The organism is Planctomycetota bacterium (assembly GCA_039819165.1).
In the GTDB taxonomy this organism is placed as follows: domain Bacteria; phylum Planctomycetota; class Phycisphaerae; order Phycisphaerales; family UBA1924; genus JAHCJI01.
On sequence record JBCBSM010000002.1, the window covers coordinates 415,079 to 440,016 of the forward strand.

A 24,938-nucleotide genomic window follows, 5' to 3' on the forward strand; every position below is an offset into this window, starting at 1 on the left:
TGCCTCATAGATTCCGTTTACCACTCGGGTACGGGCGGGCCGATGCTCGCCCTGGCGATTCGATATCGGATGCGCGGGAGGCCTCCCATGGCCCAAACGACCGCAGCGGGACAGGCGACGCAGGACGGCACCCGGCCGAAGGAGCGGCCGCGGCGCACGCCACGCCGGGAGATCTGGCGGCCCATCGACCGGCAGGACTTCGGCTTCGACGAGGCGCGGCACCTGTTGTGGCGGGCGGGCTTCGGCGCGACGCCCGACCAGATCTCGGCGATCGAGCGTTTGGGCCCCCAGCGCGCGGTGGACTACCTGCTGAGCGCCGACGAGATCCCCTACGAAGATCCGCGGGCCGACCTGTTCGATCCCAACATCATCCGCCCCTACACGCAGGAAGAGCAGCGGATGGCCGCGCTGGCGCGGCGGCAGCGAGACGAGGACACCCTCGCACGCCTGCGGGCCATGCGGCAGCAGGCCCAGCGGGAGGACCGCCGGCAGATCCGCGGCGTGCAGCGGTGGTGGCTGGAGCGGATGATCGAGACGCCCCGGCCACTCGAAGAGAAGATGACGCTGTTCTGGCACGGCCACTTCGCGACCAGCTACCGCACGATCGAGAACAGCTACCACATGTACCTGCAGAACCAGCGATTCCGCCGGCACGCGCTGGGCAGCTACGCGGACCTGATGTTCGAGATCATCCGCGACCCGGCGATGCTCGCCTACCTCGACAACAACGACAGCCGCAAGGGCCAACCCAACGAGAACCTCGCCCGGGAGCTGATGGAGCTCTTCAGCCTGGGCGTGGGCAACTACACCGAGCGGGACATCAAGGAGGGCGCGCGGGCGCTCACGGGCTACACCTTCCGCGACGACGAGTTCTACTTCGATCGCGGCAACCACGACGAGGGTCCCAAATCGATCCTGGGCGCGCGGGGCGGCCTCGACGGCGATGGCTTCGTGAACGCGATCCTGTCGCGCGACGCCACCGCCGAGTTCATGACGCGGAAGCTGTACCGCTACTTCGTGGCCGACCTACCCGAGAGCAACCGCGACGACCCGCGGGAGGCCGCCGAAGCGCTGCGGAACATGCGGAGCGTCTTCCGGCGATCGAAGTACGAGATCAAGCCGCTGCTCCGCGAGCTGTTCCTGAGCAACCACTTCTACTCGGACGCGGTGCGGGGCGAGCACATCAAGAGCCCGGCCGAGCTGGTCGTGGGCGGCGTGCGGGAGCTGCGCACGCCGGTGCGGGACCTGTCGGTGCTGCTGGATGCGATGGAGTTGATGGGCCAGAACCTGCTGTTCCCGCCGAGCGTTGCGGGATGGGCCGGCGGCCGGGCGTGGATCAACACGTCGACGATGTTCATCCGCCAGAACACGCTGGCGTTCCTGCTGACGGGCCGCAAGCCGGGCGGGGCGGACGCCCTGGCCGATCGCCAGGTGTACGACCCCGGGCCGATCCTGGGGCAGCTGGCCGAGGCGCTCGGTGCCGGGGACGAAGCGCACACGGTGCGATCGGTGCTTCGGTACGCGCTGGGCCGCGTGCCCGGGCACGCCCGGGAACCGCTCGCCGGCGCGCTGCGGAGCGCGCGGGGCTCATCGAGCGAAGCGATGCGGGACATGCTGCTGCTGGTCACCGCGATGCCCGAATACCAGCTCTGCTAGCCTCTCGTGGCCCCGCGCAACAGAACGACACTCAGGACGACCGGTTCACGACGAAGGAAGCACGACGATGGATCTGCACAACAGCAAGGCGTTCACGCGGCGGACCTTCCTGGGCCGGGGCGTGATGCTGGCGTCGGCCTCGGTGATGGCGCCGGGCTTCGTCCAGTCGTCGGCGCTCGGCCTGCCCGCACCCTCGGACCTGCTGGGCAGCCTCGCGGGCGTGCCCGAGGACCAAGTGCTGGTCATCGTGCAGCTCTCGGGCGGCAACGACGGGCTGAACACCGTCATCCCCTACGGCAGCGACGAGTACTACCGAGCCCGGCGGAACCTGAACGTCTCCAAGGAGAACGTGCTGCCGATCAGCGAGAAGCTGGGCCTCGGCCTGCACCCCTCGCTCGCCCCGATGAAGGAGCTGTACGACGAGGGCATGTGCTCGATCTTCCAGGGCGTAGGCTACCCCAACCCCAATCGCTCGCACTTCAAGAGCATGGACATCTGGCACACGGCCGACACCAGCGGCGTGGGCACGGGCTGGTTGGGTCGCTACCTGGATAGCGAGTGCGTCGGATTCGGCGCGGGTGAGAGCGGCTCGCGTCCCGATGCGCAGGTGAAGGCCGGCAACGGCGCGCCCCCCGCGGTCGCCATCGGCCGCAGCGCCCCGCTGGCGATGCAGGGCGGCCAGATCCAGCCGGTCGCCTTCGAGACCGCCGACCTGTTCCGCTGGCTGGGCGAGGATCACGACGCGCGGCTCACCGACGAGTACCACGCGCTCAACTCGCACGAGCCGGCGGATGGGAACGACGGATCCAACGCCTCGTTCTTGACCAAGACCGCGCTGGATGCGCAGGTCAGCAGCGAGCAGATCCGCAGGGCCGTCGCGCTGCGGCCGCTGGTGCAGTACCCCGGCAACCCGCTGGCGCAGCAGCTGGCGATGATCGCCCAGATGATCCGCGCCGGGCTCAAGACCCGCATCTTCTACGCGACGCTGGGCGGCTTCGATACGCACGCCGGCCAGGGCGGACGCTTCGGGCGGCACGCGCAGCTGCTGGGACAGATGGCCCAGTCGATCCGCGCGTTCTACCGCGACCTGAAGGAGCAGGGCAACGACGGCCGCGTCATGACGCTGACCTTTAGCGAGTTCGGCCGTCGCGTATCGCAGAACGCCAGCGGCGGCACCGATCACGGGACGGCCGCGCCGATGTTCCTCTTCGGGCCCATGGTCCGCCCCGGCATCCACGGCACCCACCCGTCGATGAGCGACCTGGACAACGGCGACCTGAAGCACACGCTGGACTTCCGCCACGTCTACGCCGGCGTGCTCGATAGCTGGATGGGCGCCGACGCGAGGGCCATCCTCAAGCGGAGTTACCGGCCCGCGCTCGTGCTCCGCCGGGGCTGACCGGACCGGCCCGAGCGGCAGCCGCGGCGGCGATGGGCCGCGTGACCGCGCCAGATGGCTCTACCGGCGATCGCGTCCGCGATGCCGCGGCGGTTGGGCGAACCACCGCCCCAGGAACCCCGATGCCACCGGCGGGTATGCCCGCACCCCTGGAGGCCTCGGCATGTTCACGCGGTTCCGCAACGGCTGGTCGCTCGGCATGGCGAGCGTCGGCCTGCTCCGGCAGAATCCCAAGCTGCTCGTCTTCCCCTTCTTCAGCACCATCGCGTGCGCCGTTGTGCTCGCGAGCTTCGTGCTGCCGCTGGTTGGCACGCCCACGGGGCAGGCGATCCTCGCGTCCGAGGATCCCAACGCCGGCATCGGGCACATGCTCGTGCTCTTCCTGATGTACTTCTGCTGCTACCTGGTGATGCTGTTCTTCAACTCGGCCCTCGTCGGCGTCACGATGCTCTACCTCGATGGACGGGACTACAAGCTGACCGATGGCCTGCGGATCGCCTGGGATCGCTTCTCGCTGATCATCCTGTGGGCGCTCATCGCGGCATCGGTGGGCTTTGCGCTCAAGATGATCGAGCAACGCTCCAAGCTCGTCGGCAAGATCATCGCGCTGCTGCTGGGGTCGGCGTGGACCGCCATCACCTACTTCGTGGTGCCGGTGCTGATCGTCGAGCGAGCCCCGGCGCACCAGGCGATCGGTCGATCGTTCAGCCTGATGCGGCAGACCTGGGGCGAGGGGCTGGTGGCCAACTGGGCGACCGACCTCGTCGTCGTGCTCGGCACGCTGCTGTGCGTGCCCGTGATGCTGCTGGGCTTCGCCACCGGCGATCCGATCGTCATCGGCATCACCATCCTGCTGTGCCTGGCATGGTTCGGCTTCATGATGCTGGTCTCCATGACGCTCGAGACGGTGCTCACCGCCGTGCTCTACGTGTACGCGCGGACGGGCGAGGCCCCCGAGGGCTTCGACGCCGAGATGCTGGGGCTGGCCTTCGCGGGCCGCGGCGGATCCGAGGCGATCCGCATCGGCAACGAGGGACCCGAGACGGCCGAGGCGCAGTCGGCGATCTCCGCCGGCGGCGGCCTTCCCGCGATGCCCGCGATGCCCGCCGCTCAGGCCGGGCCGTCGCTGGCCGACATCCGGGCGCGGCAAGACGCGGACGCCGGTGCGTCCACCGACGCCGCGTAGCAGAGGGGATCGCGTTCGGCCCGCGGGCCGCCGAACCCTGAGCGTTGATTGAGGTCCGTCCTCACGCCGGGCGGGTGCATGCGGCGTCTGCTGGCCGGCGTACACGAAAACACCCCGGACGATGCGTCCGGGGTGCTGGTATCGAGCATGCCAGGGTGCGTGCCCCCTTGGGCTTCTACGCCGCGATGCCGATTACGGGCAGCCGGCGTCGAAGAGGTTCTGGAACTCGAGGAAGTCGAAGATCGTCAGCTCGCCATCGCCGTCGAAGTCGGCGGCCAGGTCGCCGGCGTCGAAGAGGTTCTGGAACTCGAGGAAGTCGAAGATGGTGGCCTCGCCGTCGCCGTCGAGGTCGACCGGGCAGCCGGTGCCGAGCAGCGCGTCGATGGCGTCGAGGTCGTCCTGGTTGACCACCAGGTCGCCGGTGACGTCGGCCGAGAGATCGAAGAGCACCGCCTCGGCGATGTCGTCCCAGTTGGCCTCGCCGTCGCCCACGGCGTCGATCTGGGCCTGGATGTAGGCGCGGTCGTTGGCGTCGACGACGCCATCGGCGCCGGCCTCGGGCGACCAGCCCGGCGTGGTCAGGCCCGCGGCGTTGGACACGTCGAAGCGGGAATCGCCGCTGGAGTAGGCGATCGAGCCATCGCCGATGGTGGTCATGAAGAAGTTGCCGCTGGCCGAGGCGTCGTCGATGGCCGTGAAGCCGGCGACGCGATCGAGCAGGCCGGTCGTGGGATCGATCGCCAGGCCATCGGCGGCGTAGCGGGCGTCATCGGCGTCGAAGTTGCCGTCGCCGTCGAAGTCGCCGATGATCTCGAGGACGAGATCGCTGCCCGGCTCGAAGCCTGCACGATCCTCGAGGGCCTCGACCAGCTCGTCGAGGTCGTCCAGGTTTCGCTCGCCGTCATTATCGAAGTCGCCGGCGATCTTGTTGCGGTCGGACAGCTCTGAGGCGTAGAGCACCGGGGCGCCGGACTGGTCGACGTAGTTGCCGCCGCCGACAACGCCGTCGGTGTAGGTGACGCCGGTGGTGCGGGTGGGCACCAAGCCGGCCTCGTCGAAGTCGAAGTCCTGGGCCCGCGGGTCGCCCAGCACGTCGCTGTTGACGCGGATGAAGTCCTGCAGCGACTGGTTGAAGTCCGGGTTGGCGATCAGGTTCAACGGATCGTTGAGGTCCTGGACGAAGTCGGTCGAAGCCGTCAGGGTGAAGTTGCGGGCCAGGAACTCGGCCGGGGTGAACTCGGCCTCGGGGACGGTGGGATCATCCTCGAACACCGAGATGCTGCCGGTGATGTTGTTGAGGTAGGCCGCGGCCTGCTCGTTGGCCATCGGGGGCAGGGTCGAGCCGGCCTCGCCGCCCAGCGACGGGGCGACGGCCTTCGGCGAGCCGATGGTCGTGAAGCTCTCGGGGCCGCCGATGGTGTAGCCGTTGGCGTCGTTGTCGAGCACCTCGTCGATGACCGCACGCGAGAACTCGGTGCCGCCCTGGAGGTCGTTGCGGACGGCCAGCATGTTGGCCTGGCCCGAGAAGAGCCAGCGGCTCAGGCGCTCGGCGCCGGTGTGGCCGATGGCCAGGCGGGTGTTGATGACGGTCTGCTCAAGCGAGCCCGAGCCGCCCTTGTTGCCCGGCACAAAGTCCGGACCGAGGATGTTGAACTCGGCGCGGTTGTTCTTGACGCCGATGTTCTCGCCGCGACCCCACGAGGGATCCAGGCCGATGGAGTTCTGGAAGCCGTTGCGGGTGCCCGAGCCCGAGTCGCGGACGACGAACACGAGGTTCTCGCCGTTGCTGCGGCGGCCGGTGGCGTTGCCGTAGCGGAGGTCGCTCATGTCGATCTCGCTGAGGCCGACGCCGTAGTTGACGACCGGGGCGATGGGCACGAAGGCGATCGGCGTGTCGAAGATCACGTCGGTGGCGTCGATGGCCGGCGGGTTGGTGGGATCGAACAGCGACAGGCCGCCCAGATCCTTGAGGCCCTGGCCCTGGCCGCTGGGCGTGCCGTCCTTCTCGACCGACGAGATGCCCGAATCGCCGTAGCCCACGGCGCCAGGGTTGGCCTCGAACGAGCCGGTGCCGGCGATGGTCACGAACCACGACGACGGCACGTCGAGGACGCCCATGTCGATGCGCTTGCCGCCGGCGCTCTCGGTGCCGGGGAAGGTGTAGGTGCTTGCCAGGAAGCTGCCGTCGGTGGCCGACCGGAACGGCGAGCCGCCCGGGTTGGCGACATTGAAGACGCCGGCGACCGGGCCGGTGTCCTCGTTGATGAACAGCTCGCGGTTGGCCAGGGCGTTCTCGGCGTCCTCGGAGAACAGGCCGACCTGCGGATCATCATCGTCGCGGGTCTCGTCGAAGAAGGGGAAGCCGCCGCCGCCGAAGGGGCCATCGGGATCGCTGGTCAGCACGAACTCGGCGAAGCCGTTGCCCGAGCCGGTCGAGCGGTAGGTGACGATCCAGTGGGCGTCGTCGTCGAAGGGCACGGTGCGCTGGCCGGCGGGGGCGAGCTGGTCGACGCCCGGGCCGATGCGCCGCGCGAATCCATCGAAGTCCGGATCGAGGAAGTCGTTGGTCGAGGCGGGCGCCTCGAAGAAGCTGGCGAACAGGGTCGCACCCGAGATGTTGATCAGGTACGGGCCCTGGACCGCGAAGTCGAGCGGCGTGACGCCGGGGCTGGCGACGCTGACGTCCGGGCCGGTGCCGGCCGGGGCGCTCTCGACGGCGCCGTCCTTGCCAGCGGTCGAGAGGGCGTAGCTGGTGCCGTCGGTGTCGTCGTAGAAGGGGTTGGTCAGGTAGATCGAGGACACGCCGTCATCGGCGGGCCAGACCGTGCCATCGTCGTCGTAGGTGATGTCGACGACGGCGGCCGAGAAGTCGCGGACGCCGCCGTGGGCCGCGAAGCTGTCCCACAGGCCGAACTGGTCGCCGCCGTTGTTGAGGGCCTGCCAGGGATCGACGGCCACGAAGTTGATGCCGGTGCCCCAGGCGGCCTCGACATCGGCGAGCGTCAGATCGCCGCCGTTGTACAGCACGGCGGTGCCGCCGGCCGGGAGGGTGCCGCCGGCGATGTTGGCGGCGCCGACGGGGTCGCCGCCGATGTCGTCGATCACCCAACCGGTGAGATCGATGTCGCTATCGGAGGCATTGAAGATCTCGACGAACTCCCAGGAATTGTCGGGCTGGAACAGCGGGTTGTACAGGATCTCGGTGACACGGACGTCCTGGGCGGCGGCGCCGGCGGCCAGGCCGCACGCGGCCAGCAGGGTCGAGACGCGAATCATGGTGTTCATGCGGAATCTCTCATCTACCACGGTGCTTCGGCCCGACCGCCGATCGCGCGATCGGCGGCTCTCCTCTCGCCACGCATCGGGCCAACGAACGCGGCGTGTACGCGCGTGTTCTGAAACACGAGCGGCCGCGGGTTACCGCGGCCGTCGCGGGTTTGGTTAGCCATCTTCTTCGTACAAGTCCACCTTGATGTTGGTACCGGTGAGGCTGTAGAACCGCTCGCCCCAGAGGTTCTCGCGGATGCTGTCGCGGACGTCCATCAGGTCCACGTGGCCGTCGACGAACACGAAGTTCGCCTTGCCACCGTGGGTGCGGCCAACGGCGTTGAGATTGGTCCGAGCGTCCTCGATGGCGCCATCCCCGGGCTCGGTAATGTCGCGATCGGGGTCGGGGTAGGCGAACCGGGCCTCGCCGCCGCCGCTGCCGGGCGGCTCGCGGTACACGTCCTGGCCGGCGCTCTTGCCGATGAAGGGCGTGATCGGGCGGTGGCTCTTGATGACCTGGGAGACGCGGAGGGTGCCCCAGTCGCGGCCATCAGCGAACTCGGTCGCCAGAATGGTCTCCGAATGGCTGTTGATCCAGTCGGGATTCACCAGCCGGTTGCGCCGGGGCGTGGCGATGGAAAACTTGTTGCGTGGGAAGATCGCCGCATTGCCCGTGAACGCCATCCGCTTCAACTGGCGATCCTCGGGCGTCGGGGCGCCGATCGTGCCGCCGGTGTCGTTCACCTGTCCCGGTTCCCAGTCGTCGGGGTCGCGCCCCGGATTCGTGGCGGGAGCGCCCCCGTTGAGCACCGCCGGCGACTCGAAGGCGTCGCCCTTGATGTTGCCGCTCTCGAACAACGCCCACGACCAGTGGATGTACCCGTTCGAGGGCGTCGGATGGCTCTCGATCTGATCGTTGACGTCCCAATCCTCCCCATCGGGGGAATTGCCGTAGACATACGCCGGCGGGAACAACGTGTTGTCGACGGTATAGGCGGTGACCGACTGCCCAACCCCGCGGATCTGCGCCGCGGCCTTGATCTGGCGGGCGGCGTCGCGAGCCCGACCCAGCGAAGGCAGCAGGATGCCGATCAGCAGGGCGATGATGGCGATGACGACGAGCAGCTCGATGAGCGTGAAAGCGGGTCTTGTGGCCGATTTGAGCGATTTGTTGGACGGCGTGCGTTGCACTCTGCGAATCATTAAATTCCCCCGGAAAACCAGGTCCATTGATGGACGGCGGGCACGGCTAGGGTCCGTGCGATGATGGTACAGACGATCGCGAGGACGCCCAGGACCGCAACGGCCGCGCGGACGCAAAGGGCGATGGTTGCGAGCTACGCCTTCGTTAAGGCGACACCCCCGAGCGACAGCCGCTCGCACGCGATGTATTTAGATTTTGCTAAGACGCATGCGGCGCCTGCATGGCCGGACGTGCACCAACTCCCGTGCATGCCGCGGATTTCACGATGAAGGGCCGAAAGCCGGCCAGAGCCGCGCTGCCGGGATGCTCAGGAATCATGCAGATTGCGCTAGCGTGCCGATGCGGCTTCGGGCGACGGGGGTTCATCAAATCTTGTTGAACAATGCACGAAAGATGAAGCCGCGGATGGGGTTCCATGGACGCGCAGACGCTGCACTACGTCGGCATCGATGAGGCGGGCTACGGGCCGATGCTCGGCCCGCTGTGCGTCGGCGTGGCCTGGCTCGTGGTGCGACCCTGGACGCCCGGCGGGGCCGCACCCGATCTGTGGAGCCAGCTCGCGGGCGCAGTCAGCCCGGCGGTCCGCGGCGCCGCCGGGCGGCTCGTCGTCGCCGATTCCAAGAAGACCTGCCAGCCGCTGGCCTCCGGGCCGGGTCGCCTCCGCGAGGCCGAGCGGACGGTGTCGGCCTTCGCCCGCGCCGCGGGCTCTGCTGTGGCGGCATCGGACGCGGATCTGTTCGAGGCGTTGGGCGTCGGCATGCCGCCGCAGCCGTGGTACGCCGGTGCGCCCGCCGGCTTCCCCGCCCACGCCGACGCAGCCGAGATGGCGATCGCCGCCAATGCGCTCCGCGCCGCGTTGCCGGCTGGGGGTGTCGAGATCCGCGCACTGCGAGTCATCGCAATGGGCGAGGACCGATTCAACGCGATCATCGAGCGGGGCGGATCGAAGGCGGCAACGACGCTGGCAGCCATGAAGGAGGCTCTTCCCACGATGCTCTCGGCGATCGCCGGCACCGACGAGCCGGCATGCGTGCGGATGGTGCTCGATCGCCAGGGTGGCCGCACCCGCTACGCCGCCGCGCTCGCGGACGTCCTGGGCCGGAGCGTGACGCCCGTGGCCGAAGCACCCGCGGCGAGCGTGTACGCCATCGACGGCCTCGCCGACGCCCGCGTCCGGGTGCAGCCCGAGGCGGAACTGGAGCACTTCCCCGTGGCGCTGGCGTCTATGGCCGCCAAGCTCGTCCGCGAGATGCTGATGGAGCGATTCAACGCCTACTGGGGGGCGCGGCGGCCGGGCATCCGCCCGACCGCGGGCTACACCACCGACGCGCGGCGATGGCTTGGCGACATGGCCGACGTCCTGGACGAGACCAACCGCCGGGCGATGATCCGGCTCGCGTAGGCCTAGCTTGTCGTGATGTCGGACGCCGGACCGGACCACGCGCACGCCGATCGCCCACCCGCCGATCGCGCGCCCACCGATCCCGCACGCCTCGATCGCGCCATGCTCGATCGTGCCGGGCGGCTGGCGCTGCTCGGGCTCGGCCGGGTCGAGCCCAACCCGATGGTGGGCTGCGTAATCGCCAGGAATGGCCAGATCCTGGGAGTGGGCGCCCACCGCGTGTTCGGCCAGGCCCACGCCGAGCGTCGCGCACTCGACGACTGCCGGCGACGGGGCCACGACCCGGCGGGCGCGACCGCCTACGTCACGCTGGAGCCGTGCGCGCACACGGGCAACCAGCCGCCGTGTGCCGAGGCCCTACGCGAAGCGAACCTCGCCGAGGTCGTGTACGCCGCCGCCGATCCCAACCCCCAGGCCGCGGGCGGCGCCGCGGCGCTGCGCGACGCGGGCCTGCGGGCGCGGTGGAGCGATGCCAGTGCGCTAGCGGCCGCGGTGTCGGCCCCGTTCCGCCGGCGGGTTTCGGCGGGGCTGCCGTGGGTCGTCGCCAAGTGGGCGCAGACGCTCGACGGCCGAATCGCCACCCGGAGCGGCGAGAGTCGCTGGATCTCCAACGACGCGTCGCGGCGGCGGGTGCACGCCCTCCGCGGGCGGGTCGACGCCATCCTGACGGGCATGGGCACCGTGCTGGCCGACGACCCGCGGCTGACGGCCCGCGGCGCACACCCCCGCCGTCGGCCGGCGCGCGTCGTGCTCGACCCGGACCTCGATCTCCCCGCCGACAGCCAGCTCGTGCGGACCGCCCGCGAGACCCCCACCATCGCGTGCTGCAACGCGGCGTTGGCGACCGCGGCGATCGCCGCCGATGCGCGCGCACGCCTCGGCGACGCCGGCGTCCAGATCCTGCCCTGCCCGCCCGGACCCCGGGGGCTAGACATCTCGGCGACGCTGCGGCTGCTGCACGAGCGGCACGGCATCGGATCGGTGCTGGTCGAGGGCGGCGCGGGGCTGCTGGGCTCGCTGCTCGAGGCCGACGCGGTGGACATGGCGATCGCCTACGTCGCACCGCTCATGCTGGGCGACGACCTGGCGCGATCCGTCGCCGTCGGCCGCGTGGCGGCGGTGCTGTCGGCCGGCGTCCGGCTGCGCCTGTCGCGCGTAAGGCCCACGGGCGAGGACGTCGAGCTGACCTACTTCCGGCGCGACCCACGGGACGGCGCGGCGTAGAACTCCCGTGACCCAGGACGCGCTCCGGGGGCCAGAGCTAGTCCTCGATCAGCGTGAAGTCCGTCAGCAGGAGCGAGAGCGGCCGCGGGCCCGCCAGCTTCCACTTCCACAGGTGCAGCTGCACGTCGTTGGCGCCCTTCTTGAGCCGCACGGGCAGCGTGATGGCGTGGTCGGCCAGCTCGCCGGTCACCGGCACCGCCATCTCGCCGGCGGGCTTGCCGTTCACGACGACCCGCAGCCGCTGACCCTTGAGATGGTTGCGGCAGGTCAGCGCGAGCTTCGCCGGTCCCGGCTTCGACGCGTGCATGATCGCGCCCGCCGAGCCGCCCTTGATCCAGCGGTGCCGGCCTAGGTTCTTCTCGGGCATCGCCGGCTGCCAGTACTCGAAGCCCCAGCGAGGCTCATACGCCGGCAAGGTCGGACGAATCAGCGCGGGCTGGTCGGGCATCGGTGCCGGCCGGGTGAAGTCGATCTTGCGGGACAGTCCGATCCGCGACCCGGCGCCGCTGGACGCGAGCGCCGTGTGGATCCGCTGGTAGGAGGCGAAGAGCGAGAACTCGTTCTCCGCGTGGATTCGGGCCCAGCGCCCCAGGTCGCGGCGGTACGCCTCGTCGCGGTGCAGCAGCTCGATCGCCTCGGCGAGCGCCCCGGCGCCGACCTCCCGCGCAACGACGCCCGTCACGCCGTCGCGGATCGCCTCGGGCACGCCGCCGACGGGGAAGCCGACGCTCGGCGTGCCGCAGGCGGCCGCCTCGATGAACACCTGGCCGAAGGCCTCATCGGTGCTGGGGGCGACGAAGACGTCCGCGGCCGAGTACAGCATGGCGAGCCGCTGGGCGTCGCGCATGTAGCCCATCGCCCGCATGCCGGGGATGGGCAGTTCGGCCTTAGGCGGCACGTAGCCCACGCCGACGACGGTCGCATCGGGCAGATCCAGCTGCCGCATCGCGTCGGCCAGCAGCGCGATGCCCTTGCGCTCGTCGTCGAGCGAGCAGGCCGACGCCATCACGATGAAGTCGTCCGGCGGCAAGCCGAGCAGATCCCGGCAGGTTGCCCGATCCCGCGGGCGGAAGACCTGGGCATCCAGGCCGAGCGTGATCGGCCGCACGGGCGGGCGGTGGCCAAGATCGACCGGCGTGCCATCCTCGGCATCGGCCATCGGGGCCGCGAGCGCGTCCTCGGCGCACCGGGCCATCCATCGGCTGTTGGTCAGCACCGTCAGCCGATCCGACCCAGTGAGGAAACGCCGCTGCGCCTCCCACGTCGGCCGGATGCGATCGGCCGGCATCACGGGGTAGGACGCCCCGAGGGCCTCCCGCGACACGCCGCCGTGCAGGTGGTCGGTGGCGTCGCCCACGTAGGTCTGCTTGCCGGTCAGCAGCCACTGGTCGTGCATCAGGAAGACGGTCTCGTGCCTTGCCGCAACGGCCGAGAGCGCCTCGGCGGTAATGCCCGAGCCATGGACGTTGCCGACGACGACGAGATCGGGCTTCTTGGCGGCGACGGCCTCCAGCACGTCGGCGACCGCGATCTCGGTGGACTCGCGGTAGGGCTCGGTGATCGTGGCCGACAGCGCATCGACGTGGTGGCCCGCGGACGCGAACGCCTGGCCCACGCGTCGCTGGCCGATGCCGGCGCCGTACTCGAAGCCCACGTCGTTGAGCAGCAGCACGCGGAGCCGCTTCTTGGGCGTCTCCTTCTCGCGGGGCTCCGGCTCCATCTTCCTCGTCTCGCAGAAATCGGCGACGACCTTGGGAAGCTCGCCCTTGAAACCCCCGCCGCCGTCCTCGCTGGTCTTTTGGTCGTCGTGGGTTCGGAACCACACGATGGGCCGGCCGATGCTGTGGACCCGGGCGCCCGCCTCGGCGAAGCGGAGCCACAGCTCGTAGTCCATCGAGTAGTACCAGTCGACGCGGACGTGCGCCCCCGCCCGCTCCCACAGATCCCGCGTGAAGAAGCAATCGGGCTGCCACCAGAACTGGCCAGTAAGCCAGCAGTTCTCCAGGTCGAGCATGTCCCGCAGCGGCATCGGGCCGTCCGCGCACGACGTGATGCACTGGTGGCTCAGCTTGCCATCCTTGAATACCTGCGCCATGCCGTTGAGGAAGTCGGCCCCCGACGTGCGATAGGCGATCGCGGCCGCCGCCAGCGCGCCCGGCGCGAGCATGTCGTCGGAATTGATCCAGGTGAGCAGCTCGCCCGTCGCCCGCTCGAACCCCTTGTTGAGCGCGTCGGATTGGCCCTTGTCCTTCTCCGAGACGGCCACCGCGAAGTGGTCGCGGTATCGCTCCGCGACGCGCATGGTGTCGTCGGTGCTCGCGCCGTCCATCAGGATGTGCTCGAGGTTGGGATAGCCCTGCCGCTGGATGGACAGGATCGTCTCCTCGATGAAGTGGCCCTGGTTGTAGCTCGGCGTGACGATCGTGATCCTGGGCCAGGGGCTGCCGTCGGGCATCGTCGACGGCAGCGGCGCCGCATCGGGCGTGACCCAGGGCCAGCGACCGAGCCCCTCCAGCAGCCGGCGCTGCGGCCGGGGATCGATCTCAACCCGGGCAAGATCGAGCGCCGCCGCAAGTTCCCCATCGCCCGCCCGCGCTCCGACGCCGGGCGCGGGCCGAACGACGGGCGTCCGTGTCGTCGTGGCGTCACCGCTGCCATCGTCACGCGATTGTGCGAGCCGCTCGCGGACGGCCGAAAACTGCTCGGCGGGCCACGCCGCCGGCTCGACGCCCGCGCCCCCCTGGTCGAGGCGTAACGCCACCGCGTTGCCGACGCTCCGCACGACCCGCCACGCCCCCGCATACCGCGACGATCGCAGCGCGGCGGCGTCCGCGCCGACCACGATGGCCGTCGTGCCCGCCGCCATGCACCCGGCGAGCGGGCCGAGCGCCGCGTCGATCTCCGCAACGTCCCGCGCCGCGACGATCGCGAGCGTGGGCCGCACCGGCAGCTCGCGGAGCGTGCGGTGCAGCGTGGCCTTGGATATCGCGGCGTCCGGCGCTCGCGGCCGTAGACCCTCCGCGTTCTCGGCGTCGCCCGCCGCAACGAAGACCTGGCCACCACCGCCCGCGAGCGCCCGCATGATGGCATCGGGCAGCACTCCCGCCGCGAGCACGACCCGGCCGGCGGTCGGCACCGCGGCCGACACCAGCGCCGCCGCGTCGGCGGCGGCGGGAAGATCGATCGACGCGAGGTGGTCCGCCAGCCGCCGCGCCGCCTCGAGCAGCTCGCCTTGATTTTCTGAGATCGTGGTGGCGCTCATGCGTTCCTCGCACTCGCGTGGCCGTTGCCGCCGACGTACTTGCGGCGGGCCTGCTCCTCCCAGGGAAGCTGCTGCGCGACGCCCAGCCGCTGGCCGAGCAACCGCCAGCGGGACGCCAGCAGCTCGCTGAGCTTGTTCTCCGTCCACTGGAGCGCCTCGAGCCGCTGGTCGGCGAGCTTCTCGATCGCCCGCCGCTCGCGGACCAGCCGCTCGATGCGGAGGGCCATGTCCTGCTGGCGGCCCTGGGCGGCGGCGGCCACGCGGCGGGCGGCGGACAGGTCCTTCCGCAGCGTGGCGACGTCGACCTTGCTGGCCCGCTCGCGGAGTGCCCTAGCGTCCTGCCGGGCGGCATCACGCTCCTGCTCGGCGGCCCGGACCTCGCCGCGGGCCTCCTCGATCCGCTGCTCGGCACGACGCTCGGCCTCTGCAACCCTCTTCTCCGACTCGCGACGCAGCGATTCGATCGCCGCTTGCTTGTCCTGGAGCTTCTGCCGCAGCTCGGCCACCTGATCGCGGAGCGCCTGGGCCTGCTTGCCCGAGCTCTCGGCTCGCTCGGCGGCGTTGGCGAGCTTCTTGCGAGCCTCGGCGAGCTGCGCGCTGCTCTGATCGAGCTTGCGGGAGATCTCGCTCGCGCGCCGCTGCGCGTCGCCCCCGGCGGCGTTGCGCTGGATCGCTTGTTCCAGCCGCTCGAGCCGCTGCATCACCGCCGATTCGCTCATCCTCGTTCTCCGTGCTTCGTTCTCGGCGTCGGCGAGCCCCCGCTTGGTGCGCAGCAGCTCGGCCTTGTAGTCCTGGGCCGCCCGGGTGGCGTCGCCCGCGATGGTCGCCAGCATGGCACGACTGGGCTCGACCTGGCGGACCTCGGCCCCGGCGATCGCGCCCGACTCGAAGCGGTCCGCCGCCGCCCGGACCTCCGCCAGCGGCACGTCCTTGACGCAGTACGACCGCCGCTGCTCGCACCGCCAATCGCACGGCGAGCATGGCACCGCGAGCGTGATGGTGTAGCTCGGCATCGCCAGCGGCCGGAAGCGGGGCCACGTGCCCCCGCCGAAGACCGCGAACACCGGCCGGCCCACCGCCGCCGCCAGGTGCATGGGTCCGGTATCGCGGCCGACGTAGCACCGCGCCGCCTCGAGCAGCGCCGCCATCGCGACGGTGTCGCCCTCGGCGCGGCCGAACCAGCGGCGGGGCTCGAGCCCCTTGGTCTCCAGGCCCTCGGCGATACCGTCCGCGACCGGCCGCTCGTCGTCGCCGCCAACCAGCAGCAGCGGCCGGCCGTGCCTCGCCGACCAGTGCGCCAGCAGTTCGACCCAGCGCTCCGGGGGCCAGTTGCGGACGGCCGTGTGCTCGTGGTGCGCCACGCACGCCGCCAGGAACTCGCCCCGCGGAAGGTCCAGCCCGGCGAGCACCGCGTCGGCCGCGTGCCGCGCATCATCGCCGACGTCGAGCGTCGGATTCTCGAGGGTCACGCGCCGACCGAGCACCGCTCGCGCCAGCGCCTCGGACTTGCGCAGCTCGTGCAGGTCCTCGTTGACGCGGATGATCTCGTCGAAGCGTGACTCGTCCGCGGGCGGCGGGTAGGACGGCGGCACGAAGCGGCCGCCCGACATCCCGATCCGGCGCGCCTCGGACAGTTCGCCCGCGAGGCGGGCCTCGAGCGTCGTCCACGTGTATGGGGCCGCCAGGAAAACGTCGGGCGCGAACTCGCGCGCGGCCTCGGCGACGCCGTCCAGCGACTCGTCGTCGGCTTCGAGCCCGCCCTCGTAGGGATTGGCGCCGCACTCGATGAGCCTCGCCGTTGGCGCCGCGAGCCCCGCGATGGGCTGGACGAGCGGACGCACCACGACCGCCAGTTCGTGACCCTCCGCGGCAAGAGCCGCGAATAGCGGCTGGCGGAGCACCACGTCGCCGATGGTGTCGGGATTGGAGATCAATATCCGCATGGATGGCCGGCCCGTGTGCGGGCCGCTGGGCTCCCCCCTTCCGGCAGCCATGACTTTAGGGCTCCGCCGGCCGCGTTTGGGCCCCGGACCTACCGCCCCTGCGCCGCGGGCTCGGCCGCGGGCGGCCCCGCCAGCGCGTCCATGAACTCGCGGTGGTTGGCGCAGCGGGGCACCTTGTGCTGGCCGCCGAGCTTCCCGCGATCGGCCATCCACCGCTGCACCGCTCCGGGCTCCAGCGGCGAGACGATCGGAGCGGCCATGCCCAGCCCGTCGGTCCGCTTGACCTCGTAGTCGTGGCACTCGTGCTGCAGCGTCGCGTCGAACTCGGCCGCGAAGGCGTCCAGCCGTCCGCGGAAGGGCTCGGCTACCTCCACCGCCAGCTGCAGCCCGGCGCGCAGGCCATCGCCCGGGTACACCGGCGAGGCGGTGAACTCGCCCACCTCGATGCCGGTGGCCTCCGCCGCGTGCGCCACGGCGGTCTCGATGTTCTCGACGATGATGTTCTCGCCGAAGGCATTGATGAACAGCTTGTGCCGCCCCACGATCCGCAGCCGGCAGGGACCGTCGCCGCCGATGCCATCGAAGCCCGCGGGCACGGCATCGAACTCGACGACGTCGCCGATGAGGTACCGCCAGAGCCCCGCGCAGGTGGTCATGACCACGACGTAGCGCTGGCCCTTCTCGACCTCGTGGACCGAGAACGCCGGCGGGTCCTCGCGGCCGGCGTCCTCCAGCGGCACGAATTCGTAGAAGATGTCGTGGTCGGCGTTCAGCCGCAGCCCGCGGTCGCCCGGCTCGTCCTGCACGGCGATGAACCCCTCGCTGGCGGGGTAGAGCTCGAGCCGCACGGGGATGTCGCGCTCGCCGCCGCTGAACAGCCGCCGGATCGTGGGCGCGAACGGGTCGTACCGAACCCCGCCGTGCGTGAACAGCGTCAGGTGGGGCCAGACCTCCTCGATGGTCCGCGTGCCGGTCTTCTCCAGCACCCGCTCGAAGAGCGCGACCGTCCAGCTGGGCATGCCGCTGATCATGCGGACGTCCTGTGCGGCCGTCCGCTCGGCCATGGCCTCGATCTTGGTGGGCCAGTGGTCCATAAGGGCGATATCACGGCCCGGCGAATACACGGCGCTCAGCGGCCAGCGGATCTGCTGCGTGGCGATGCCCGAGAGGTCGCCGATGATCACGCCGTTGTCGCCCGCGGTGAGCGCGCTCGACCCGCCCAGGAAGAGCGCATGCCCGCCGAACACCCGGAAGAACGGCACGCCCCACCGCACCGCGTGGGCGAAGATGTCCAGCGACGCGCGATAGTTGGAACGCATCATCGCGTCGCTGATGGGGATCCGCTTGTCGCCCGCGGTCGTGCCGCTGGTCTGCGCGAAGCAGCGGACGAAGCCCGGCCACAGCACGTCCCGCTCGGCGTCCTCGTACATCCGCCGCAGGTACGGCAGCAGCGCAACGTACTCCTTGGTAGGAACGGCGGTGCGGTACGCGGCGGCGAGCTGGTCGTCCGGCGATCGCAGGACGGCGTCGTAGCCATGCTCGCGGCCGAACGCCGTGGCCGCCCCGCGCTCGAGCAGCCCGCGGAGTTGGCGGGCCTGGATGCCCGCGGTGTGCCGCTGCCAGAAGCCGCGGTCGCCCAGCCGCCGCGCGCGGCCCCGGACCTTGGCGGCCAGCCCCGCCCCGATGGCTGACGTCCACCGGAACCCGCCCGGACTCGGAAGGTACACCGTCGATCGGCTGGGATCGGGCGCGCTCACCGCGCCGCCGCCGAGGCCAGGCTCTCGACGAAGTCCACCAGTTCGGCCGCGAACGGCTCGGGGTGCTCCATCATGGGCACGTGGCCGCAGCGATCGAACCACACGATGCGGGCGTTGGGCAGCCTGGACGCGAACTGCTCGGCGGCCTCGGGCGGGGTGACGATGTCCTCGCGGCCCCAGATCAGCAGCGTGGGCGTCTCGATATTGGCGATCCGCTCGCCCAGGTGGTTGCGGCGGGCCGACCGCGAAAGCCGCACCATCGCTCGCGCCCCGCCCCGCTCGGAGAGCTGCTGGTGGGCCCGCTCGATATCGCTGGCCCGCATGTACCGCTCGGGGTCGTGGAACAGCTCGGCGATCTTCCGTTCCAGCCACGCCCGGCTGGGACGCAGCTGCACGTCGCTCACCATCGATTTCTCGATAAGCCCGCTCGAGCCCGCCAGCACCAGCCCGCGGACGAGATCGGGCCGCTGCAGCGCCACGCGCAGCGCAACGTGCCCGCCGAAGGAGTTGCCTACCAGCACGACGGGCCCGTCGACGTGCCGCTCGAGGAAATCCACCGTCAGGCGGGTCACGCCGTCGATGGAGCAGTCGTCACCCCGCAGATCGAGCAGCGGCACCTGCAGCAGCACGCAGTGGACCGAGGCTTCGACCTGGCGGACGACATCCTCCCAGTGCTCGTTGAGGCCGACCAGGCCGTGCAGGAAGACCACCGTCGGCCCGCCGCCCAGGTGCTCGACCTTGGCGGTGACCGACCCCGCGCTGCCGCGCAGCGTGATCACGCGGCCGTCCGAGAGGGCGGCCTCGTGGTGCCCGGTTGCACTTGATGGTGTCAACGCGACCGCTTCCCTGCACCGTGTCTCGCCGGGCGGTGGTCCCGCGGGCAGGCGTCCACCAGCCGAACATCCCCGCTCCGGCCCATCCAGCATACTACGCCCCGCGGCCGACACGGGCCGCATCTAGCCCCCGTGGGACGACCCAGGCTCAGGCCGGCTCGATGCGGCCGTCGACCATCCGTACGACGCGATCGGCCCGGGCGGCGACCCGCTCGTCGTGGGTGACCATCAGCAGGGCGCGGGGCCGCGCCGCGTCTCCCTCGCCGCGGACGGTGGCCTCGATCGAGTCGAGGATGGTCTCGCCCGTGGCCGCGTCCAGGTTGCCCGTGGGCTCGTCGGCCAGCAGCAGCGGCGGATCGGTGATCAGGGCCCGGGCGATGGCCACCCGCTGCCGCTCGCCGCCGCTGAGCTCCGCGGGCTTGTGCCGCAGCCGATCGCCCAGGCCGAAGGCGTCGAGCAGGCTCCTGGCCCGCCGCCGCGCCTCGGCCATCCGCTCGCCGCCACCGGCCAGGCCACCGGTGGCCCCCCGGCCGGTCATGGCGCCCAGCAGCACGTTGGCCATCACGTCCAGCTCGGGCAGCAGGTGGTAGAACTGGAAGACGATGCCCACGTGGCGGGCGCGGTAGCGGTTCAGCCCGCCGCGGCCGACGCTCCGCAGCGGCCGGCCCTCGAACAGGATCCGGCCCTTGTCGGGCTTGTCCAGACCGCCGATGAGGTGCAGCAACGTGCTCTTGCCCGAGCCCGACGCCCCGAGGATCGCCACCCACTCGCCCGCCGCCAGCTGAAGCGACGCCCCCCGCAGCACCGGCACCGACACCCGCCCGAGGCGATAGGTCTTGGCCAGGTCTTCGACGACCAGCAGCGGCAACGCCGTCGTGACCTCGGCGGCATCCGCCGCACCCGAGGCCGCCACGCTCACGAGCCCTCCTTCGCTTCGAGCGCGCCCAGCGCCCGCTGCACGGCCTCGTCCATCGGCACGATGTCGCCCTTGCCGGCGTCCCGGCGGAGCTTGAGCTCCACACCCCCCTGCTCGAGCGCCTTGTCGCCCAGCGTGATCCGCACGGGGATGCCCACCAGGTCGGCGTCCTTGAACTTGGGGCCGGGCCGCTCCTTGCGGTCGTCGATCAGCACGTCCGCACCGGCGGCCGACAGCTGCTCGGCCAGCTCGCCCGCGATGCGGTTCTGGTTCTCGTCGTCGTGCTTCATCAAGATGATCTGCACGTGGTAGGGCGCGACCGCCGCGGGCCAGACGATGCCGCCGTCGTCGTGGCTCATCTCGACGCACGCCGCCATCGTGCGGCTGACGCCGATGCCGTAGCAGCCCATGGTCACCGCCCGCGGCTTCTGGTCCTCGGCCAGCACGGTGAAGCCCATCGCGTCGCTGTACTTGGTGCCCAGCTTGAAGATGTGGCCGACCTCGATGCCCCGCTGCGTTGTGAGCTTCGCGCCCTCGGCCCGCGGCGACGGGTCGCCCTCCTCGGCATCACGGATGTCGGCAACCTTCGCCTTCTCGAGATCGACGCCCAGGTCGCGTGCCCAGTGCCAGCCCGTGACGTGGTGGTCCATCTCGTCGGCACCGGTCGCCCACGCGGTCGGCTGGGCCGCGTCGGGATCGACCACCAGCGTCGCCCCGGCGAGCCGCCCGATCATGCACGGGCTGACGTAGCCGATCGCGAGCCCGTCGGCCTTGGCCCTCTTCTCGTCCGCCAGCCGCACGCCCGAACCGACGGCGTCGCGCACCTTCGCCTCGTTCACCTCGTGGTCGCCGCGGACGACGCCGAGGACGTACTTCGTCGCATTCGGATCCTTCAGCACCCGCTCGAACACGATCGTCTTGAGCATCTGCGACGCCGCCACGCCCAGGTGCTGCGCCACGCCCTCGATGCCCGGCGTGCCCGGGGTGTGCTTCTTCTCGAGATCCCTCGACGGCGTGCCCTCGAACGACCAGGGCCGCTCGCCGATCTCGGCCTTCTCGACGTTCGCCGCGTATCCGCTGACCGGGCAGACCAGGATCTTGTCCTCGCCGCTCTCGGCGTGCACCATGAACTCGTGGCTGGCCGACCCGCCGATCGGACCGCTCTCGGCCTCCACCGCCGTGAAGCTCAGCCCGCACCGCGCGAAGATGCGCGAGTAGGCCTCGTAGAACTTGTCGTAGACGACATCCAGGCCGCCCTCGCCCTCGGCGTGGAGGTGGAAGGAGTACGCGTCCTTCATCAGGAACTCGCGGCCCCGCAGCAGCCCGGAGCGCGGCCGCGGCTCATCGCGGAACTTGGTCTGGATCTGGTAGAGGCTCAGCGGCAGCTGGCGGTAGCTGGTGATCGCCGCCTTCATCATCTCGACGATCGGCTCCTCGTGCGTCGGCGCGAGCGCCAGCTCCCGGCCGTGCCGGTCGATGAGCTTGAACAGGTCGTCGCCGTACGCCTCGCGGCGGCCGGTCTCCTCCAGCAAGCTCATGGGCTCGAAGGCCGGAAAGAACATCTCCATCGCCCCGATCCGCTCGTGCTCCTCGCGGATGATCTGCTGGATCTTGCGGAGGCTCCGCCAGGCCAGCGGCAGCAGGTCGTACACGCCCGCGGCCAGCTGCCGGATGAAGCCCGCCCGCACCAGGTACACGTGGCTGGGCGTGATGGCATCCGCCGGCGCCTCCCGCGTGGTGGGGATCAGCGTCTGCGTCCAGCGATGGACGTCGCCGCGGCGGGCGGTGGTCAGGACGGGCGGCAGCGATTGCGCAGGGGCCTCGGCGGTGGTCATGGCGGGAGAGGGTAGGGGAAGCGGGGGCGTCTATGCTGCGCGGAAACCGGTCACAAGGAGACCCTCCCATGCCCAAGCCCGCCCCCGTCGTCCACTTCGAAATCGGCTGCAAGGACCTCGCCAAGACCCGCCAGTTCTACGGCGACCTGCTCGGCTGGCAGTACGGCATGGCCGACGACACCATGGCCATGGTCGGCAACCTCGGGCCCAAGGCCAGCCCGGCCACCGAGGGCGTGGGCGGCCACCTCACCGCCCTGGGCCACGAGCCGCACCAGTACGTCACGGTCTACGCCGAGGTCGAGGACATCGAGGCCACGCTCGAGCATGCCGAGGAGCTGGGCGGCTCGACGGTCGTGCCCAAGCAAGAAGTGCCCGGCATGGGCTCGTTCGCGTGGCTGGCCGACCCAGAGGGCAACGTCGTCGGCCTGTGGACGTCGATCAAGGGCTGACGCCAAAGAGCCCGCGCCTGACGATCTAGCCCCCGAACAGCTCCTCGAAGAGCCCGCGCATCGCCCGCCACGAACGGCGGTCGGCCGTGGCGTTATAGGCCACCGGGCTGCCCTCGCGGCGCTCGCCAGCGGCCCTGCTCGTGAAGCTGTGCACCGCGTCGGCGTACTCGATGAACTGGAAGTCGGCGCCCGCGGCCTCCATCTCGTCGATGAACGTCCGGCGATCCTCGACGCTCACGAGCGGGTCGTCGTTGCCGTTGCACACCAGCACGCTCGCCCCGACCTGGCCGGGTCGCGGCGCACGCTCGAAGCTCAGCCCGCCGTGGAAGCTCACGGCCGCGTCGACCTCCATGCCGGCGCGGGCGCACTCGAGGGCGACGGTGCCGCCGAAGCAGTAGCCGATGATCGCCGTCCGGCCCGCCTGGGCGAAGCCCTTGTCAGCCCGGAGCGCATCGATCGCCGCCTGCACGCGGCCGCGCATCAGCTCGCGATCGTTGTAGTAGATGGTCGCCTGCGCGGAGGCCTCTTCGCTCGTCGCGACGTAGAGCCCGTCGCCGTACATGTCGAGCGCCATCGTGTAGTAGCCAAGCCGCGCGAGCATGCGGGCCCGCTCGCGTTCCTCGTCGCCCTGCCCCTGCCATGCGTGGACGATCAGCACGGTCGCGCGGATCTCGCCGGTGTTGGCCGGCTCGGCGATGAAGCCGCGGAGCGTCGTGCCGTCGTGGTCGTACTCGAAGTACTGCTCGGCGATGGCCACCGGGGCGGCCTGCTGGGCGAACGAGAGCGGCGCAACCGCCGCCACGAGTGCGGCGGCAACAAGCATCAGGGCGTTGGGCATCGGATCCTCCGGGCTGGGACTGGATCGGCAGCATAGTGGCATCGCCAGCAATCCTCCTAGCACCGAGCGGGATGCCCGCAGCCGCCGGTCCGCGAACACCGGCCAACCAGCCCCTGCCGTCTATGGTGCCGCATGCCGGCGTTCACCCTCAGCCCGGGCGACGAGCGTGCCAAGGCCCGCACCATCGCGGTAGTGCTGGGCGACCAGCTCGATCGCGGCAGCGCCGCTATTCGCGCTCTCGACAAGGGCAGCGACGCCATCGTCATGATGGAGGTCGACGAGGAGGCCAACGCCGGCCCGAGCCACCGCCAGCGGACGGCCCTGTTCTTCAGCGCCATGCGGCACTTCGCCCTGGACATGAAGGACGCCGGCCACCGCGTGCGGTACACGCCCGTCGACCAGCGGGGCAACACCCACGGCATCTCGGGCGAGGTCGAGCGGGCCGCCGCCGCCCTGAAGGCCGAGCGCATCGTCGTCGTCCGGCCCGGCGAGTGGCGGCTGCACGAGGAGGCCACGACCTGGGCAGAGCGCACGGGCTGCGAGGTCGAGATCCTCGAGGATGAGCACTTCACCTGCTCGCTCGAGGATTTCGACGACTGGGCCGACAGCCGCAAGAACCTCACGATGGAGTACTTCTACCGCGAGCGTCGGAAGGCCCTGGGCATCCTCGTGGACGGTGACGGCACGCCCGAAGGCGGCCAGTGGAACTACGACCACGACAACCGCGAGAGCTTCGGCAAGGACGGACCCAATGCGCCCCCGCCGATGCACTTCCGACCCGATGACATCACCAAGGATGTCATCGACCTCGTCCGCGATCGCTACCCCGACGCACCGGGCAACCTGGACGAATTCCGCTGGCCGGTCACGCGGCGCGAGGCCCGCCGCGCCCTGGACGACTTCATCGAGCACCGCCTGCGAGATTTCGGCCCCTTCGAGGACGCGATGTGGACCGGCCAGCCCTGGCTCTACCACAGCGTGCTCAGCGTGCCGCTGAACCTCAAGCTGCTCGATCCGATGGACTGCGTCGAGAAGGCGCTCGAGGCCTACGAAGACGGCAAGGCCCCGCTGAACTCGGCCGAGGGCTTCGTCCGCCAGCTCATCGGCTGGCGGGAGTACATCCGCGGCGTGTACTGGCGGGAGGGCCCGGACTACCGCGACCGCAACTACCTCGGCCAGCACGGCGAGCTGCCCGGCTTCTATTGGACGGGCGAGACCGACATGAAGTGCATGCACGAGTGCCTCAAGCCCGTGCTCGATCATGCGTACGCGCACCACATCCCGCGGCTGATGGTCACCGGCAACTTCGCGATGATCGCCGGCGTGCATCCCAGGGCCATCGGCGACTGGTACTACGGCATGTACGCCGATGCCGTGGACTGGGCGACCACGCCCAACACCATCGGCATGTCGCAGCACGCCGACGGCGTCGCCCGGGGCACGCACAAGAAGAATCCCGTCGTGGGCACCAAGCCCTACGCCGCCAGCGGCAAGTACATCAGCAAGATGAGCAACTTCTGCAAGCACTGCCCCTACGACGTCTCCCGCCGCACGGGCGAGGGCGACAAGGGCCGGGCCTGCCCGTTCAACACGTTCTATTGGGACTTCCTGATCCGCCACGAGGACCGCTTCGGCGGCAACAACCGCATGGCGATGATCATGAAGCACGTCGAGAAGATGGGCCGCGAGGAGAAGGTCTCCATCCGCGTCACGGCCGGCAACCTCCGCAAGGAGATGGGCATCGGCGACATCGAGAGCTGAGGATTC

At 70.5% G+C, this 24,938-nt stretch carries 16 protein-coding genes; 7 read left to right on the forward strand and 9 right to left on the reverse strand.

Translation table 11 applies throughout. The features are described 5' to 3' along the window. The first annotated feature begins 87 nt into the window (after positions 1-87). From AAFX79_13215 to AAFX79_13225, 3 genes are all read left to right on the forward strand, one after another. The gene (locus AAFX79_13215) at positions 88-1,656 is read left to right on the forward strand and encodes a DUF1800 domain-containing protein (protein ID MEO1009516.1); all 1,569 of its coding nucleotides are present in this window, start codon (positions 88-90) and stop codon (positions 1,654-1,656) included. Between the two features lie 67 nt (positions 1,657-1,723). Beyond that, positions 1,724-3,055 carry a DUF1501 domain-containing protein gene (locus AAFX79_13220; GenBank protein ID MEO1009517.1) on the forward strand — a complete coding sequence of 444 codons (1,332 nt, stop codon included), beginning with the start codon at positions 1,724-1,726 and terminating at the stop codon, positions 3,053-3,055. 163 nt (positions 3,056-3,218) lie between these two features. After that, the gene (locus AAFX79_13225) at positions 3,219-4,241 is read left to right on the forward strand and encodes a DUF6159 family protein (GenBank protein MEO1009518.1); all 1,023 of its coding nucleotides are present in this window, start codon (positions 3,219-3,221) and stop codon (positions 4,239-4,241) included. Between the two features lie 192 nt (positions 4,242-4,433). Here AAFX79_13225 and AAFX79_13230 read toward each other — a convergent pair whose 3' ends face one another. Together AAFX79_13230 and AAFX79_13235 are read right to left on the reverse strand one after the other, a co-directional pair. Then, positions 4,434-7,526 (reverse strand): lamin tail domain-containing protein, encoded by a 3,093-nt coding sequence (locus tag AAFX79_13230; GenBank protein ID MEO1009519.1) that lies wholly within the window; start codon positions 7,524-7,526, stop codon positions 4,434-4,436. 156 nt (positions 7,527-7,682) lie between these two features. Then, on the reverse strand, positions 7,683-8,699 hold the full coding sequence (locus tag AAFX79_13235; GenBank protein MEO1009520.1) for a prepilin-type N-terminal cleavage/methylation domain-containing protein: 1,017 nt from the start codon (positions 8,697-8,699) through the stop codon (positions 7,683-7,685). Between the two features lie 428 nt (positions 8,700-9,127). On the opposite strand from AAFX79_13235, the gene AAFX79_13240 reads away from it, so the two are divergent. Continuing rightward, positions 9,128-10,114 carry a hypothetical protein gene (locus AAFX79_13240; GenBank protein ID MEO1009521.1) on the forward strand — a complete coding sequence of 329 codons (987 nt, stop codon included), beginning with the start codon at positions 9,128-9,130 and terminating at the stop codon, positions 10,112-10,114. 15 nt (positions 10,115-10,129) lie between these two features. Further along, positions 10,130-11,338: a bifunctional diaminohydroxyphosphoribosylaminopyrimidine deaminase/5-amino-6-(5-phosphoribosylamino)uracil reductase RibD gene (gene ribD / locus AAFX79_13245; GenBank protein MEO1009522.1), complete on the forward strand. Its 1,209-nt coding sequence runs from the start codon at positions 10,130-10,132 to the stop codon at positions 11,336-11,338. 37 nt (positions 11,339-11,375) lie between these two features. Here ribD and AAFX79_13250 read toward each other — a convergent pair whose 3' ends face one another. The 6 genes from AAFX79_13250 to AAFX79_13275 form a co-directional block, all read right to left on the reverse strand. Then, positions 11,376-14,600, reverse strand: coding sequence for a glycosyltransferase (locus tag AAFX79_13250; protein MEO1009523.1), 3,225 nt, complete (start codon positions 14,598-14,600; stop codon positions 11,376-11,378). Next, positions 14,597-16,543 carry a glycosyltransferase family 9 protein gene (locus AAFX79_13255; GenBank protein MEO1009524.1) on the reverse strand — a complete coding sequence of 649 codons (1,947 nt, stop codon included), beginning with the start codon at positions 16,541-16,543 and terminating at the stop codon, positions 14,597-14,599. Before AAFX79_13255 ends, AAFX79_13250 begins: the two co-directional genes overlap by 4 nt. An 89-nt stretch (positions 16,544-16,632) precedes the next feature. After that, complete coding sequence (locus AAFX79_13260) at positions 16,633-18,300, reverse strand: GH3 auxin-responsive promoter family protein (GenBank protein ID MEO1009525.1); 1,668 nt, start codon at positions 18,298-18,300, stop codon at positions 16,633-16,635. After that, positions 18,297-19,079, reverse strand: coding sequence for an alpha/beta hydrolase (locus AAFX79_13265; GenBank protein MEO1009526.1), 783 nt, complete (start codon positions 19,077-19,079; stop codon positions 18,297-18,299). Before AAFX79_13265 ends, AAFX79_13260 begins: the two co-directional genes overlap by 4 nt. Before the next feature lie 202 nt (positions 19,080-19,281). Then, the gene (locus AAFX79_13270; GenBank protein MEO1009527.1) at positions 19,282-20,052 is read right to left on the reverse strand and encodes an ABC transporter ATP-binding protein; all 771 of its coding nucleotides are present in this window, start codon (positions 20,050-20,052) and stop codon (positions 19,282-19,284) included. Further along, a complete protein-coding gene (locus AAFX79_13275; GenBank protein MEO1009528.1) occupies positions 20,049-21,884 on the reverse strand; it encodes a proline--tRNA ligase in 1,836 nt (611 codons plus the stop codon). Before AAFX79_13275 ends, AAFX79_13270 begins: the two co-directional genes overlap by 4 nt. 68 nt (positions 21,885-21,952) lie before the next feature. Here AAFX79_13275 and AAFX79_13280 point away from each other — a divergent pair, with 68 nt between their 5' ends. After that, positions 21,953-22,333, forward strand: a complete 381-nt coding sequence (locus AAFX79_13280) for a VOC family protein (GenBank protein MEO1009529.1) — start codon at positions 21,953-21,955, stop codon at positions 22,331-22,333. Between the two features lie 25 nt (positions 22,334-22,358). Here AAFX79_13280 and AAFX79_13285 read toward each other — a convergent pair whose 3' ends face one another. After that, positions 22,359-23,171, reverse strand: a complete 813-nt coding sequence (locus AAFX79_13285) for a dienelactone hydrolase family protein (GenBank protein MEO1009530.1) — start codon at positions 23,169-23,171, stop codon at positions 22,359-22,361. 132 nt (positions 23,172-23,303) lie between these two features. Between AAFX79_13285 and AAFX79_13290 the strand changes: the two genes are divergently transcribed. Continuing rightward, entirely contained in the window at positions 23,304-24,932 is a 1,629-nt protein-coding gene (locus tag AAFX79_13290) for a cryptochrome/photolyase family protein (GenBank protein ID MEO1009531.1), read from the forward strand. Positions 24,933-24,938 lie beyond the last annotated feature (6 nt).